Source organism: Methylibium sp. T29-B, assembly GCF_000576225.1.
GTDB lineage: Bacteria > Pseudomonadota > Gammaproteobacteria > Burkholderiales > Burkholderiaceae_C > Methylibium > Methylibium petroleiphilum.
The window spans coordinates 20,963-34,326 of the sequence record NZ_AZSN01000033.1; the positions used below are offsets into that span (position 1 = coordinate 20,963).

The window sequence follows — 13,364 nt, forward strand, 5'->3', positions numbered from 1 at the left end:
GTTGACTTTCCAGCTGTGGCACCTGTTCCTGCTGGCCAGCGCTTCGCTGCTCGGCCTGCTCTTGGTGCTCGTACTCGCCGAGCCCGGGCTGCCCTACGACATCGACGACCGCCTCCCGTCGCCGGAAGATCACGAGTTCATGGGCCTGCTCGCAGCGCTGGTCGATGCTCCCGTCGCGAAGGCAGCCTCGATCGAGGTGCTGACGAACGGGGTCGCGTTCTATCCGGAGGAGTTGGCCACCATCGCCCGCGCCCGTCGCAGCGTGCACCTGGAAGCCTACGTGTTCCATGTGAGCGCTGTGACGGACAAACTCGTCGACCTGCTGACCGAGCGTGCGCGCGCCGGCGTCAGCGTGCGCCTGGTCATCGACGCGATCGGCAGCTGGCGAACGCCTTCTGCGTACTTCGACGGGCTGCGCGCGGCTGGCGGCGAGATCGCCTGGTACCAGCCGGTGCGGTGGCACACGCTGAAGCGGTTCAACAACCGCACGCACCGCGAACTGATCGTCGTCGATGGCGAGGTTGCGTTCGTCGGCGGTGCTGGCTTCGCGAGCTGGTGGGACACCGGGCCGCCCGGTCAGCCGCCGTGGCGCGACACCATGGTGCGGCTCGAAGGAACCATCGTCACGTCGGTGCAGGCCGCCTTCGCCGAGAACTGGCTCGAGAGCACCGGCCAGCTGCTCACCGATCCCGGATCCTTTGCCCACTGCCGCGCTCTCGGCAGCCAGCCGGCCGTGGGCACCGATGCGATCATCGTGACAGGTACGCCGTCGGCGGGCCGGGCTACGCGGGCACGCATGTTGTTCCAGTTGCTGATTGCCGGCGCGCGCCGGTCGATCCGCATCACCTCGCCGTACTTTCTGCCGGACCGCAGCATGCGGGCTGAACTGCGAAAGGCCGTGCAACGCGGCGTGCGTGTGCAGGTCGTCGTGCCTGGCGCTTTCAACAACCACCCGATCGCCCGGCGGGCGAGCCGGCGCCGCTATGGGGACCTGCTCAGCGCCGGCGTGGAAGTGCTGGAGTACGAACCCGGCATGAACCACAGCAAGGCGCTGCTCGTCGACGAGCTGTGGGTCGTCGTCGGGTCCAGCAATTTCGACAACCGATCGTTCGGCCTGAACGACGAACTCAATCTTGCCTTGCCCGATCGCGCGCTGGCAGCGCGCCTGCGCGAGGACTTCGAGCGCGACGCTGCGCTCAGCAGGTCCGTCGACCTGCGCGATTGGCGCCGGCGGCCGATGTCCGAGCGGCTGCTGGCGCTGCTCGGTGCGGTGGTGGAGCGGCAGCAGTAGGGCATTAGGGCGGTACCGCGACTCGTTGACGTGAGCGGCCGATCGGGACCGGAGTCCGTAGTCGACTACGGAGCATTGTTGATGCCGATCAAACGGCGTTGGCGAGTCCGCGCCTATTCTCGACTCGACGACTCCGCCTCGTTTCGCCCACGCGTCATCATCATGTTCAGCGATCGCCGACGTCTCCGCCGATGGGCAGCCCGGGTGCTGCTCGTGTGGCTGTTCGGCCTCGCGATGGGCGTGGCCAACGCCTGCGCTCTGGGCGAGCCGGCGCATCACCGCTCCGATGCGGCGACGCCTTTTGCCGCCGACGCTGTTCAGAAACACCAACACGGCGACGAGCAAGGTGACCTCGCCAAGGTCAACTGCCTGGACTTCTGCGAGAAGCCCTCTCTCGGTGCTCCGCAGTTGAAGGTGGTCGGTGATGGCTTGGCTGCGCTGGGTTTCGCGCTGCCGGTCTCCCACACGCTTTCGGTAGCCGGCCAGGCCGATCCCGCAGTGGGTCGCCTGATGGTCGACTCGCCGACCCTGCCCGGCGGGCCCCCGCCGCGCATCGCGTTCCAGCGCCTCGCGCTTTGACACCCCCGGACGCCACGCGGATCTGATCCGCGTCGCGCCCTGCCTTCCGTTCGCCATCGCGCCCGCAGCGGCGCTGTGAGGCAGCGGCATTCCCCGTTCGTGTTTGCGTTCCGTGTCGTTCCTTACATCAGGAGTCTTGTCATGCGTACCCCCTTCCTTCTGACGTCCCTTGTCGCCCTCGCGGTCGGCGCTTCTGCCGCGGTGGCACAGGAACGTCCCGCGGCCGACCCGGCTGCCGCTGCCGCGGCTTCTGTGCCGATGCCCATGGACTGCAATGCCGGCGCGATGAAGCGCCATGACCACGGCGCCGAGCGCAATGCGCCTTCGGCCAGGTCCATGCCCTGTGCGCCAGCCGAAGCGGCATCCGGCGCCAAGTCCAAGGCCAGGACCAAGCCCGTGCACGACCACGCGAAGTTCCACAAGAACCAGTGACCGACGCATCAACGCAGCCAGGAGATCTTCCATGAACCACTCCCATGAACACGGCAACGGCGGCCCGTCCGGCCCGAACTGGTCCCGCATCAATCAATGGGTGCTGTGGATCGGTCTGGCTGCCGCAGTCGCCTGGATGTTCTTCCGCCACAACGCGCACCTCGGGCAACTGCTGCCATTCCTGATCCTGCTGGCCTGCCCGCTGATGCACCTGTTCGGGCACGGCGGGCATGGTGGCCACGGTGGGCATGGCGGCGGGTCGGAGACGAAGCCCAAGGACGACGCGCGCCAGCTTCCCCCCGGTGGCCAGGGCGGCCACCAGCACTGAAACCCAAGGAGTCCCAACATGCAAACCACTGAACTCAAAGTCAACGGCATGACCTGCGGGTCCTGCGTCGCGTCGGTCACCAAGGCGCTCAAGCGCGTCCCCGGCGTGCAGGACGTCGAGGTCGATCTCGGCAGCGGCATCGCGCGTGTCCGCGGCGAGCACGCCGCGCATCAGGTGCCGGAACTCGTCGCTGCGCTGGGCGAGGCTGGCTATCAAGCGGACGCTGCGGCTGGCGCCCAAACCGCGCATCAGCATCCGACCGGTGGCTGTGGCAGTGGTGCCGGTGCGGCCACCAAGGGTCGCGGCGGTTGCTGCTGCGGTTGAGACTCATGTCGACATCGAACACCGCCGTTGCGACCGATTCCGCGGGCCTCACGCCTGGTCGCCTGGTCGTCCGCTATTGGCTGGACGCGCTGTGGCGCGCCACAGCGGCGGCCGACACGCTGCGCGAGCGTGCGGCCAACATGAGCGCGCACGAGGCCGCAGGTATGCCGCCGCTGCTGCACTTTGAGTCCGAGCCGGTGGCAGACGGGCGGGACCTCGATCCGCCGTCGAACTACCGGCTGCTGCGCGTCACGCGCTGCGGCACTGACGCGCTTGAGAAGCACGTGCGCAAGGGCGCCGCACCGGTGATCGTCGTCGACCCGCGCGCCGGGCATGGTCCCGGCATCGGCGGCTTCAAGCGCGATTCGGAAGTTGGCATGGCGCTGCTCGAAGGCCACCCGGTCTACTTCGTCGTCTTCGACCCGGAGCCGGTCGAGGGCCAGACGATGGGGGCCGTCGTGCAGACGCTGGCGGCCTTCATCGACATCGTTGCCGGGCGCCATCGCGGCAAGGCACCGATCGTCTACGGCAACTGCCAGGGCGGCTGGGCGATCACGCTGGCGCTATCGCATTGCCAGCATCGCGCGGCGCTGGCGGTGCTGAACGGCTCGCCGCTGTCGTACTGGGCCGGTGAGCGCGGCGTCAACCCGATGCGGCTGCTGGGCGGCTTCACCGGTGGCGTCTGGCCGGCGCACTGGATGTCGGACTTGGGCAACGGCCGCTTCGATGGCGCGTGGCTGGTGCAGAACTTCGAGGCGTTGCGGCCCGAGGGCGTGTTCAGGAAGTACGACACGCTCTTTGCGCAACCGGAGGCCGAGCGCGATCGCTTCCTGGAGTTCGAGCGCTGGTGGAACGGCTTCTACCAACTCGCACGAGAGGAGATGCTGGCCATCGCCGGGGAGCTGTTCGTCGGCAACCGCCTCGAGAACGGGGAGGTCGTGGTCGACGGCCATTGCCGTGCGGATCTCAAGCGCATCGGGGCGCCGCTGGTGATCTTCAGCTCCTACGGCGACAACATCACGCCGCCGCACCAGGCGCTGGGCTGGCTGAAGGAAGTGTTTGCCACGACCGAGGACCTGGTGGCTGCCGGCCAGCGTGTCGTCTACCTGCTGCACAAGCAGGTGGGCCACCTCGGCATCTTCGTGTCGGCGGGCGTGGCGCGGCGCGAGCATCGCGCCATCCTGCACCACGCCGGAACGATCCAGGACCTTGCGCCCGGCCTCTACGAGATGGTTCTCGACGACGCCGCCACGGGCGACGGCGCCACCGCGGCCCGCTTCGAACCACGTCGCCTGGAGGACCTGCCGTTCGACGCCAACCCGGCTGGATTCGACAAGGTGCAGGCGCTGTCCGAGGCCGCCGAGCGTGCCTATGCGCAATGGGTCTCGCCGTGGGTGCGCATGGCGGTCACGCCCGCATCCGCACGCCTGCTGCGCGAACTGCATCCGATGCGCGTCAGCCGGCAGGTCTGGTCCGAAAGGGCGACGCCGGCGCTGGCCTGGTTGCCGTGGATGCAGCAGTGGCTCGACCAGTGGGGCGCGCACGACTCGGACCGCAAGGCCAACCCCTGGTACCAGCTGGAGCGCGTCGGCGCGGACGCCTACGCGCAGGCCTGGGAGTCGTGGCGCACGAGCCGCGACCTCTGGGCCGAGCTGGTGTTCCAGCAGATCTATGCCCGATGACCAGCAGGCCGATCGCCGAGAGGAGTCACGCCATGAGAACCATCCCGCTGCCGGCACAAGGCTGGCGATTCCTCACCGCGACGTGGCTGTTGCTATTGCTGGCCACGATGCTGAGCCCGGCGCTGGCCCAGAGCCGGATGGAGCGGTCCGGCGTCACCCTCTACTGGGGGCTCGTGCCGGCCGCGGTCGTGGCCGACAAGCATGCGCTGGCCGAACTGCACGGCGGTCCGCCCAAGGGCGGTGGTCAGGTGCACCACCTCGTCGTGGCGCTCTACGACAGCGCGAGCGGCCGTCGCATCGAGGACGCGGTGGTGCGCGCGCAGCTCAGCGAAGCTGGCATCGTCGACGAGCCGGCGAAGTACCTGCTGCCGATGAAGGTCAACGACCAGGCCAGCTACGGGCAGGTCTTCGGCGTTGCCAAGGACGGGCCGTACCGGTTCCGGCTCTGGGTGCGGCTGCCGTCGCGGACCGACGAGATCGAGTTCAGGTTCGACGCCTGGTCGCCGCACCGCGCCGAGCGCTGAAGGAGAAGGGCAATGACCATACCGACGAAGCTTCCCGACACCGACCAGGGTCGCGCCCGGGCCCGGTGGATCTTCTGGGCGTTCGCGGCGGTGGCGCTGCTGCTGCTGGTACTGGAACACCGGGCGCATGCGCTCGGCTGGTGGCTGCACGCGCTGCTCGGACTGTGCATCGTGCTGCTGTACCTCCTCGTGCGATTCCAGGGTGACGGCGTACGAAAGAGCGGTCCGCGCTGAACGCCGGTCGACCCTCGAAGTAACACAGCAAGGCGATTCAATGGAAACCATCGATCTTTCCGGCCGCCGGGGCCTCGTGGTCGGCGTCGCGAATGCCGACAGCCTGGCCTGGTCTGCCACGCGGCACTTCCGCAATGCCGGTGCGGAGCTGGCCATGACCTACTACAACGAGAAGGCTCGGTCCTTCGTCGCGCCGCTCGCGGAGGAGGTGCAGGCGCAGCTGCTGCCGTGCAACGTGCTGGAGGAGGGGCAATTGGAGGCGGTCTTCGACGCCCTACGCGACCGCTGGGGCAGGCTCGACTTCGTCTTCCACTCGATCGCGTCGGCGCGCAAGGAAGACCTGCAGGGCCGCCTGGCCGACTGCTCGGGCGTCGGGTTCGCCGAGGCGATGCTGGTGTCCTGCCACTCCTTTATCCGCATGGCCAAGCTCGCAGAGCCGCTGATGCGGGAGGGCGGCAGCCTGACGACGGTCAGCTACTACGGCGCCGAGAAGGTCGTCGAGCACTACAACGTGATGGGGCCGGTGAAGGCGGCGCTCGAGGCCTCGGTGCGCTATCTCGCGCACGAACTCGGGCCCGCCGGCATCCGCGTCAACGCCATCTCCGCGGGCCCGGTGCGAACGCGCGCGGCCTCCGGCATTACCCACTTCGACGAGCTGCTTGACGAGGCCGCGCGCCGGTCGCCGCAGCGTCGTACCGTGGACGGCTGCGAGGTCGGCCGTGTGGCGCTGCTTCTGGCCAGTCCCTACGCGTCGGCGATCACCGGCGAAGTGGTGCACGTCGACGCCGGATTCCATGTCGAAGGCATGGTGTTCCATTGAGGGCGGCGGGCCGGGCCATGCACATCCTTTCGCTCAACGCCGGCAGCGCGACGCTCAAGTTCGGCGTGTTCGATCCGGCCTCGGCCACGCCGCTGATGGAGGCGACGATCGAGCATCCCGCGGTCGATGCCGCGGCGTTCGACGAGATCGAGCGCCGGCTGCGCGATGCCGGCATGCCGGCGATCGATGCCGTCGGCCATCGTGTCGCGCACGGCGGACCCCGCCTGAGTGAGGCCGCGCTTGTCGACGCGGACACCGAGCGCGAGATCGACCAGGCCGCCCCGCTGGCGCCCCAGCACAACCCGGTCGCGCTGGCCGGCATCCGTCTGGCGCGCGAACGCTGGCCGGGCCTGCCGCAGGTGGCCGTGTTCGACACCGCGTTCCATGCCGGCATGCCCGAGCAGGCGTCGCTCTATGCGGTGCCGCAGGCCTGGCGCGACGCCGGGGTGCGCCGATACGGCTTTCATGGCCTGTCGCATCGGCACGTGCTCGAAGCGGTGAGCGGTGCGCTGGAACGGGCTCCTGAGGATCTGCGCATCGTCAGCTGCCACCTCGGCAACGGTGCCAGCGTCTGCGCGATCGACCGCGGCCGGTCCATCGATACCTCGATGGGGATGACGGCGCTGGAGGGGCTCGTGATGGGCACGCGCAGCGGCGATCTGGACCCCGGCGTGCCGGCGTTCGTCGCGCGGACGCTCGGACTCGACCCGGCACAGATCGAAGCGGCGCTGTACCACGACAGTGGATTGAAGGCGCTGTCGGGCATCGGCTCGGACCTGCGCGAGATCGAGGCCCGGGCGCGCCAGGGGCATGCCGGCGCCCGCACGGCGCTGCAGGTTCACGCCTACCGGGTTCGCAAGTACATCGGGGCCTACGCCGCGGCAATGGGCGGCTGCGACGCCGTCGCCTTCACCGGCGGGGCAGGGGAGAACTCTGCCGCGCTGCGCCGGCGCATCCTGGAGGGCCTGCAGTTCCTCGGCGTGCGTCTCGACGAAGACCGCAACGAGTCCTTCGGCGCGTCCGGTGCCGCGGTCGCCGAACTGCAGGCACCGCGCTCGCAGGTGGCGGTGCTGGCGGTGCGCTCGCGCGAGCAGTGGGTCATCGCCCGCGAGACCGCGGCGGTGCTGCGCCGAGCCGAGCGCGCCGCGGCGCGGCAGGACTTCTCGATGCCGGTGGCGATCTCGGCCCACCACGTGCATCTCACGCAGGCCGCCGTCGAGGCCTTGTTCGGCACCGGCCACGCGCTGCGCGTGTTGCAGCCGCTCAGCCAGCCCGGCTTCTTCGCCGCCGAGGAAACGGTTTCCGTGATCGGCGAGCGCGGCCGGCTCGAACGCGTGCGCGTCGTCGGGCCCTGCCGTGCGGCCAACCAGATCGAGGTCAGCCGCACCGAGGCCATCCGGCTCGGCATCGAGGCGCCGCTGCGCCTGTCCGGCGATCTCGCGGGCAGCGCCGAGGTCACGCTGGCGGGCCCGGCAGGGGCCTTGCGCACCCCGGGTTTGATCGTTGCGCGCCGCCACCTGCACCTGACGAGCGCCGATGCGCGGCGGCTCGGTGTCCAGGATCGAGGGGAGATCGAGGTCGCGCTCGACACGCCGCGCGGCACGGTGTTGCGCCATGTCGCCCTGCGTGTCGACGACGGCGCGGTGCTCGAACTGCATCTGGACACCGACGAGGCCAACGCCGCTGGATTGCGCGGTGCCGGCGAGGGCGTGCTGCAGAGCGCCGCCTGCACGGCCCGCGTCTGCGGCCAGCGCGACCACGAGAACCACGCGTCCTGCGAGACGCATTGATCGACAGGAGAAACGTCATGGCAAGCAACGAAGTCGTCCTTTGCGGTGCGGTTCGCACTCCCATCGGCACCTACGGCGGTGCGCTCAAGGACCTGCCGGCCGCCGAACTCGGCGCCGCGGTGATCCGCGAGACGTTGCTGCGCAACGGCCTTGCCGGGGCGCAGGTGCAGTCGCTCGTGATGGGCAACGTCATTCAGGCCGGCAACCGGATGAACCCGGCTCGCCAGGCAGGGCTCGCGGCGGGGCTTCCCGTCGAAGTGCCCGCGCTGACGGTCAACCGTGTCTGCGGATCCGGGGCACAAGCCGTCGTCAGCGCAGCGCTCGAGGTGGCCGCCGGCATGGTCGACTGCGCGGTGGCCGGCGGCATGGAGAACATGGACCGCGCGCCCTACCTGTTGCCGCAGGGACGCTGGGGTGCGCGCATGGGCGACGTGACGCTGTTCGACAGCATGCTGCTGGACGGCCTGCACGACGCCGTCAGCGGGCAGCATGCCGGCTGGCACACCGAGGACCTGGTGATCCGTTGCGGCATTTCGCGGGAAGACCAGGACCGCTGGGCGCTGCGCTCGCAGCGGGCGTTCTCGGCCGCGCAGGCGGCGGGCCGGTTCGACGGCGAGATCGTCACCCTGCAGGTGCCTGGTCGGAAGGGGCCGGTGCCGTTCGCGCGCGACGAGCACAACCGGCCCGAGACGACAATGGAGTCGCTGGCGCGGCTCAAGCCCGCCTTCCGCAAGGAGGGCACCATCACCGCGGGCAATGCGCCAGGCCTCAACAGCGGCGCGGCCGCGATGGTGGTGGCCGAGCGCGACTGGGCCGAGCGCCAGGGGCTGCAGCCGCAGGCGCGCCTGGCGGCTTTCGGCATCGGCGCCGTGGACCCGAACTTCTTCGGGCTCGGGCCGCTGCCGGCCGTGCGCCAGGCGCTCGAGCGTGCCGGCTGGACCATCGGGGACGTCGACCGGGTCGAGATCAACGAGGCCTTCGCGGCCATCGCGCTGGCCTGCCAGCGCGAACTCGGTTTCGCCGAGGACGTGGTCAACGTCGAGGGCGGCGCCATCGCGCACGGGCACCCGATCGGAGCGACCGGAGCGATCCTCACCACCCGGCTGCTGCACGCGATGCAGCGCGACGGCCTGCGCCGCGGCATCGTGACGCTGTGCATCGGCGGCGGCCAGGCCGTTGCGCTGGCGCTCGAGCGGATCTGAGCAATGCAGGCCGGCCCGGTCATGCAGGGACTTGACCCATGTGCAGCACCCGGGTCGAGACTCGCTGCCCGGGAGTCGACGCGGCCCTGCGGCGACGGAGAAATTCGATGCGATTGATCGAGTGCGCGCGGCAGGCCGGCGTGTCCGCCGACACGCTGCGCCACTATCTGCGGGTCGGCCTGGTGGTGGCGGATGGCCGGACCGAGAACGGCTACCGCACGTTCTCGGAGCGCAGTGTCGCGCGCGTGCGCTTCATCCGCGGCGCGCTGGCGCTGGGTTTTACGCTCAGGGACGCTGGCGAACTCGTCGAGATGGGGCAGCGTGGCGAACTGCCGTGTCCGCGTGCGCGCACCTTGCTCGACCAGCGACTCGCGGAGCAGGGTCGTCAATTGGACGCCGCCATGCGGCTGCATCGGCGCATGCAGCGGGCGGTGGCCGACTGGAAGCGGCGTCCCGATGGCGTGCCCGACGGCCACTCCGTGTGTGGCCTCATCGAGGGGTTCGCGCAGGAGCCGGCTTCGGCCGCGCGATGCGACCGCGGAGCCTCCGCTGGGCGAAGGAGCGAGGGATGAGCCAAGCCGCCGGCCCGACCCACGAGCTCTGGGATTCGGAGCCGTACAGTGGCCCGGCGGCCCGGCGGGCCATCGCCCTCGCGCGCGCCTGGACGGCCGAGGCGAGTCGGCACTTGCCTGGGAGTCGACCCGCGTCGTCGACCGGCACGGACTGGACCGGTTCCCCGGGCACCGGACGACGCCGATCGTTGCGGCGATCGTGGCTGCCGCGGGCGCGACGATGCCGCACTTCTCGCTGCGGTCCGGCGCGGGGACTTGGAGCAGCGCCGACTCGATGGCGACGCTGACCGGGGTGGAACTCGATCGTGCGACTGCAGCCATCATCACCTCGCGCGAGGGCATGTGCGTCGCCCGCGCGGACGCCGCGGGCGTGGCAACGAACGTGCCGTGGAGTCCCACGGCGGATGACGCGAGCCTCGTGGCGTCGGCACTGTCGCGCCGGGTGGCTGCCGGCGTGGGGAGCCTGCTCGTCAACGTGACGGTCGGACGGGGTACCGGCGTGCCCGACGACGAACGCTTCCATCGCCTGCAAGCCCTGCTAAGGGCCGTGGGCGCAGCGGTCGGCGTGCAGGTTCGCGTCGCTCGTTCGGCCGGTACTCAGCCGGTGGGTCTGGGCATCGGTCCGGCACCCGAGGCGATGGACGTGTTGGCCGTGCTGCGCGGCGCCGCGGCGGCGCCGGTCGACCTGCGCATGCACGCGCTGGCCGAAGCCGGCCTGCTGCTCGAGATGTGCGGCGCGAGCCGACCCGGACATGGCGAGCTCGACGCCTGGCGACTGCTCGACAGCGGCGCCGCATGGGGGCGCTTCCAGGCCCTGTGCGAGGCCCAGGGTGGGATGCGTGAGCCGACGCTGGCGCCGATCGCCGAAACCATCACGGCCGAACACGCTGGCCACGTGAGGTCGCTGGACGGCGCGCATGTGCAGCGCGTCGCGGTGCTGGCTGGCGCAGCGCAAGGAGCCGGCGCCGGCGTCGTGCTGCATGCCCGGATCGGCGAGCGGGTGCACCGGGGCCAGCCGCTGTTCACCGTTCACGCAGCGAGCCGGCAGTGCCTCACGGCCGTGACGGACGATCTGCGGCGCGCACCGCTGATTTCCGTCGACGACGTGTCTACCGCGACCCTGGCCGAACCACAAGACATGCACTGAAGAGACCAACCGATGGACCACTCGACCACGTTCGCTCGACCCCTGCCGCCGGACCTGCACGGTCCGGCGCTGCGTATCCTGCGCCGCTTGCTGGCAGGCATCGAACGGCCACCGGCGCTGAGGCTGGGCGATGCGATCCTGCACGAGCTCGAGACCCACCCCGAGTACACGCTCGTGATCCGCGACCCCGGGCTGCTGCGTCGCCTCGTGCTGCGGCCCGATCCGCTGTTGCTGGCCGACGCCTACTTCCGCGGTGTGATCGATGTCGAAGGCGATCTGTACAGCGCACTGGCATTGAAGGACCACTTCGAGGCGGTCTCGCTGACCTGGCGCGACAAGCTGGCGCTGTGGCGCGATGCGTTGATGCTGCGGGTGTCCGAGCAGGAGGGCCTGAAGCCGTCCGGCGGATTGGCCTCGCGCATGGCCCGGCGGTTTGCGCATCGCCATTCCCGCCGGACGGACCGGGCGGCGATCTCGTTCCATTACGACGTGTCCAACGCGTTCTACGGTCTGTGGCTGGACGCCGAGCGCGTTTATTCCTGCGCCTACTTCGAGACCGCCGACGACTCGCTCGAGCAGGCGCAGCGCAACAAGCTGGAGCACATCTGCCGCAAGCTGCGCCTGCAGCCCGGGGACCGCCTGCTCGACATCGGCTGCGGCTGGGGCGCGCTCGTGTGCTGGGCGGCCCGCCACCACGGCGTCCGGGCGCATGGCATCACGCTCAGCGAACGGCAGTTCGAGTACGCACGCGAGCGCATCCGGGTCGAAGGCCTGCAGGATCTCGTCACGGTCGAGCTGCGCGACTACCGCGACCTCGACGGCGTGGCGGTCTACGACAAGGTGTCCAGCGTCGGTATGTTCGAGCATGTCGGCCTGGCGAACCTGCCGGCCTACTACGCCGCCGTGCAGAGGGTGCTGCGACCGGGCGGGCTGTTCCTCAACCATGGGATCACCCACGACGAGGAGGGCTGGAACCGGACGGTCGCGACGGAATTCATCAATCGCTACGTCTTCCCGGACGGCGAGCTCGATTGCGTCAGCAACATCCAGCTCGGGATGGAGCGGGCCGGCTTCGAGATCCATGATGTCGAGGGGCTGCGTCCGCACTACGCGCTGACGCTGCGGCACTGGGTCGAGCGGCTAGAGGCGCGTCGCGAGGAGGCGCTGCAGGAGGTCGGCGAGGTCACTTACCGCATCTGGCGGCTCTACATGGCGGCGTGTGCGCTCGAGTTCGAGGCGGGCGGCACGGGCATTTACCAGATCGTCGCCTCGAAGCGCGATCGCGGCACGTGGCCGGTCCCGTTGACCCGCCGCGATCTCTACCGTGAGTGATTGGTCATGGACGGTGCCGTCTCCGCGGCCGGCGGGCGAGATGCGTTCGGATCTCTCGGCCGGCGCCTTCGCGGCGCTGCTCGCGGCCGCAATGGCGGTGTCGATGGCGTATGGCGTGACATTGCCTGTGCTGCCCGGGTTGGTGGAGCGCGCGGGGGGCGGTTCGGCAGCCGACGTGGAAGGGCACACGGGCTGGCTCACCGGCACGTACACGCTCGCCCTGTTCCTGTTTGCGCCCGCCTGGGGCGCGCTGGCCGATCGGATCGATCGCCGCTGGGTGCTCGTCGCCGGGCTGGCCGGATCGAGCGCGGCGCTGTGGGCCCTGACCGGTTCGCTCGGACTTCGCGGGCTGTACGTGGTGCGTGCGATCGCCGGCCTGACCGCGGCGGCGGTGCTCCCGGCGGTGTTTGCCTATGTCGTCACCGCGTCGGCGCCGTCCCGCCTGCAGCGCCGCTTCGCCTGGATCGCATCGGCCACTGCCTTGGGCTTCCTGCTCGGTCCGGCACTCGGCGACGGGCTGGCCGCGCCGATACGCGCCGTGGGTGGCCATGGCGCGCTCAGTGCACTGGCGCTGCATGTCGTCGCTGTGGTCGGGTTGGTGGCGGCCGCAGGCGTGCTCACGCTGCCGGTCAACCGGGCCGTGCCCCCTGGCTTGGCCGGTGCGGCGCCCGGCGACGAGCGGCGCATCGTCCGCTCGCTGCTTTTGACGGCCGTCGTCGTGCTGGCGATCACGGTGGCCGAGGTCGGTGCCACCCTGGCGGCCCGCAGGGTGGCGGTCGCGGACGCGTGGCCGGTTTCGTTGTACTTCGCATTGTGCAGCGGCGTGATGATCGCCGTGCAGTTCTGGGCCCTGCCACGCCTGGAGCGCAGGCTGGGCGAGCCGCGGCTCGTCGTCGCCGCGCTCCTCGTGCTGTCGGCAGGCCTCGGCCTGCAGGCCGGCTCGAACGGGGGTGTCGTGACCGCCGCCGCGTTCGTGCTGGCAGCAGCCGGCATTGGCGTGCTGATCCCCTCGCTGGCCGTGCGTATCTCGAGCGCAGCCGGCACGCGCCAGGCTGGGCGATGGGCGGCAGGCCGCGGCGGCCAACCTCGGGCAGGCGGTCGGCGCCG

At 70.3% G+C, this 13,364-nt stretch carries 15 protein-coding genes; all 15 read left to right on the forward strand.

From position 1 onward, the window contains the following. Window position 1 precedes the first annotated feature (1 nt). Window positions 2-1,291: a phosphatidylserine/phosphatidylglycerophosphate/cardiolipin synthase family protein gene (locus Y694_RS07820; protein WP_152543407.1), complete on the forward strand. Its 1,290-nt coding sequence runs from the start codon at window positions 2-4 to the stop codon at window positions 1,289-1,291. A gap of 81 nt (window positions 1,292-1,372) precedes the next feature. Continuing rightward, window positions 1,373-1,870 (forward strand): hypothetical protein, encoded by a 498-nt coding sequence (locus Y694_RS07825; protein WP_152543406.1) that lies wholly within the window; start codon window positions 1,373-1,375, stop codon window positions 1,868-1,870. A 264-nt stretch (window positions 1,871-2,134) separates the two neighbouring features. Then, entirely contained in the window at window positions 2,135-2,302 is a 168-nt protein-coding gene (locus Y694_RS25600; protein ID WP_161727965.1) for a hypothetical protein, read from the forward strand. Window positions 2,303-2,333: 31 nt separating this feature from the next. Beyond that, complete coding sequence (locus Y694_RS07830; protein WP_034399058.1) at window positions 2,334-2,630, forward strand: DUF2933 domain-containing protein; 297 nt, start codon at window positions 2,334-2,336, stop codon at window positions 2,628-2,630. 18 nt (window positions 2,631-2,648) lie between these two features. Continuing rightward, window positions 2,649-2,954 (forward strand): heavy-metal-associated domain-containing protein, encoded by a 306-nt coding sequence (locus tag Y694_RS07835; protein WP_034399060.1) that lies wholly within the window; start codon window positions 2,649-2,651, stop codon window positions 2,952-2,954. Window positions 2,955-2,959: 5 nt separating this feature from the next. After that, window positions 2,960-4,636, forward strand: a complete 1,677-nt coding sequence (locus Y694_RS07840) for a DUF3141 domain-containing protein (protein ID WP_036231417.1) — start codon at window positions 2,960-2,962, stop codon at window positions 4,634-4,636. Between the two features lie 32 nt (window positions 4,637-4,668). Then, entirely contained in the window at window positions 4,669-5,160 is a 492-nt protein-coding gene (locus Y694_RS07845) for a hypothetical protein (protein WP_051495643.1), read from the forward strand. Between the two features lie 12 nt (window positions 5,161-5,172). After that, a complete protein-coding gene (locus tag Y694_RS07850; protein WP_036231418.1) occupies window positions 5,173-5,394 on the forward strand; it encodes a DUF2933 domain-containing protein in 222 nt (73 codons plus the stop codon). A 40-nt stretch (window positions 5,395-5,434) separates the two neighbouring features. After that, window positions 5,435-6,214: an enoyl-ACP reductase FabI gene (gene fabI / locus Y694_RS07855; protein WP_036231419.1), complete on the forward strand. Its 780-nt coding sequence runs from the start codon at window positions 5,435-5,437 to the stop codon at window positions 6,212-6,214. Between the two features lie 17 nt (window positions 6,215-6,231). Continuing rightward, window positions 6,232-8,004, forward strand: coding sequence for an acetate/propionate family kinase (locus Y694_RS22495; RefSeq protein ID WP_051495644.1), 1,773 nt, complete (start codon window positions 6,232-6,234; stop codon window positions 8,002-8,004). A 17-nt stretch (window positions 8,005-8,021) separates the two neighbouring features. Further along, window positions 8,022-9,206 (forward strand): thiolase family protein, encoded by a 1,185-nt coding sequence (locus tag Y694_RS07865; protein ID WP_036231422.1) that lies wholly within the window; start codon window positions 8,022-8,024, stop codon window positions 9,204-9,206. Between the two features lie 107 nt (window positions 9,207-9,313). Beyond that, window positions 9,314-9,778, forward strand: coding sequence for a MerR family transcriptional regulator (locus Y694_RS07870; RefSeq protein WP_081771214.1), 465 nt, complete (start codon window positions 9,314-9,316; stop codon window positions 9,776-9,778). Window positions 9,779-9,998: 220 nt separating this feature from the next. Next, window positions 9,999-10,925 (forward strand): hypothetical protein, encoded by a 927-nt coding sequence (locus Y694_RS07875; protein WP_197028762.1) that lies wholly within the window; start codon window positions 9,999-10,001, stop codon window positions 10,923-10,925. A 12-nt stretch (window positions 10,926-10,937) separates the two neighbouring features. Next, window positions 10,938-12,257, forward strand: coding sequence for a cyclopropane-fatty-acyl-phospholipid synthase family protein (locus tag Y694_RS07880; protein ID WP_036231425.1), 1,320 nt, complete (start codon window positions 10,938-10,940; stop codon window positions 12,255-12,257). 40 nt (window positions 12,258-12,297) lie between these two features. Further along, window positions 12,298-13,364: MFS transporter (locus Y694_RS07885; protein ID WP_036231428.1), on the forward strand; the 1,067-nt coding region annotated here is incomplete at its 3' end.

Excerpts from the sequence above, each read along its gene's own strand:
- Y694_RS07825 (WP_152543406.1), top strand. The coding sequence starts at position 1,373 with ATGCCGATCAAACGGCGTTGGCGAGTCCGCGCCTATTCTCGACTCGAC.
- Y694_RS25600 (WP_161727965.1), top strand. The coding sequence starts at position 2,135 with ATGGACTGCAATGCCGGCGCGATGAAGCGCCATGACCACGGCGCCGAG.
- Y694_RS07830 (WP_034399058.1), top strand. The coding sequence starts at position 2,334 with ATGAACCACTCCCATGAACACGGCAACGGCGGCCCGTCCGGCCCGAAC.
- Y694_RS07835 (WP_034399060.1), top strand. The coding sequence starts at position 2,649 with ATGCAAACCACTGAACTCAAAGTCAACGGCATGACCTGCGGGTCCTGC.
- Y694_RS07840 (WP_036231417.1), top strand. The coding sequence starts at position 2,960 with ATGTCGACATCGAACACCGCCGTTGCGACCGATTCCGCGGGCCTCACG.
- Y694_RS07845 (WP_051495643.1), top strand. The coding sequence starts at position 4,669 with ATGAGAACCATCCCGCTGCCGGCACAAGGCTGGCGATTCCTCACCGCG.
- Y694_RS07850 (WP_036231418.1), top strand. The coding sequence starts at position 5,173 with ATGACCATACCGACGAAGCTTCCCGACACCGACCAGGGTCGCGCCCGG.
- fabI (WP_036231419.1), top strand. The coding sequence starts at position 5,435 with ATGGAAACCATCGATCTTTCCGGCCGCCGGGGCCTCGTGGTCGGCGTC.
- Y694_RS22495 (WP_051495644.1), top strand. The coding sequence starts at position 6,232 with ATGCACATCCTTTCGCTCAACGCCGGCAGCGCGACGCTCAAGTTCGGC.
- Y694_RS07865 (WP_036231422.1), top strand. The coding sequence starts at position 8,022 with ATGGCAAGCAACGAAGTCGTCCTTTGCGGTGCGGTTCGCACTCCCATC.
- Y694_RS07870 (WP_081771214.1), top strand. The coding sequence starts at position 9,314 with ATGCGATTGATCGAGTGCGCGCGGCAGGCCGGCGTGTCCGCCGACACG.
- Y694_RS07875 (WP_197028762.1), top strand. The coding sequence starts at position 9,999 with ATGCCGCACTTCTCGCTGCGGTCCGGCGCGGGGACTTGGAGCAGCGCC.
- Y694_RS07880 (WP_036231425.1), top strand. The coding sequence starts at position 10,938 with ATGGACCACTCGACCACGTTCGCTCGACCCCTGCCGCCGGACCTGCAC.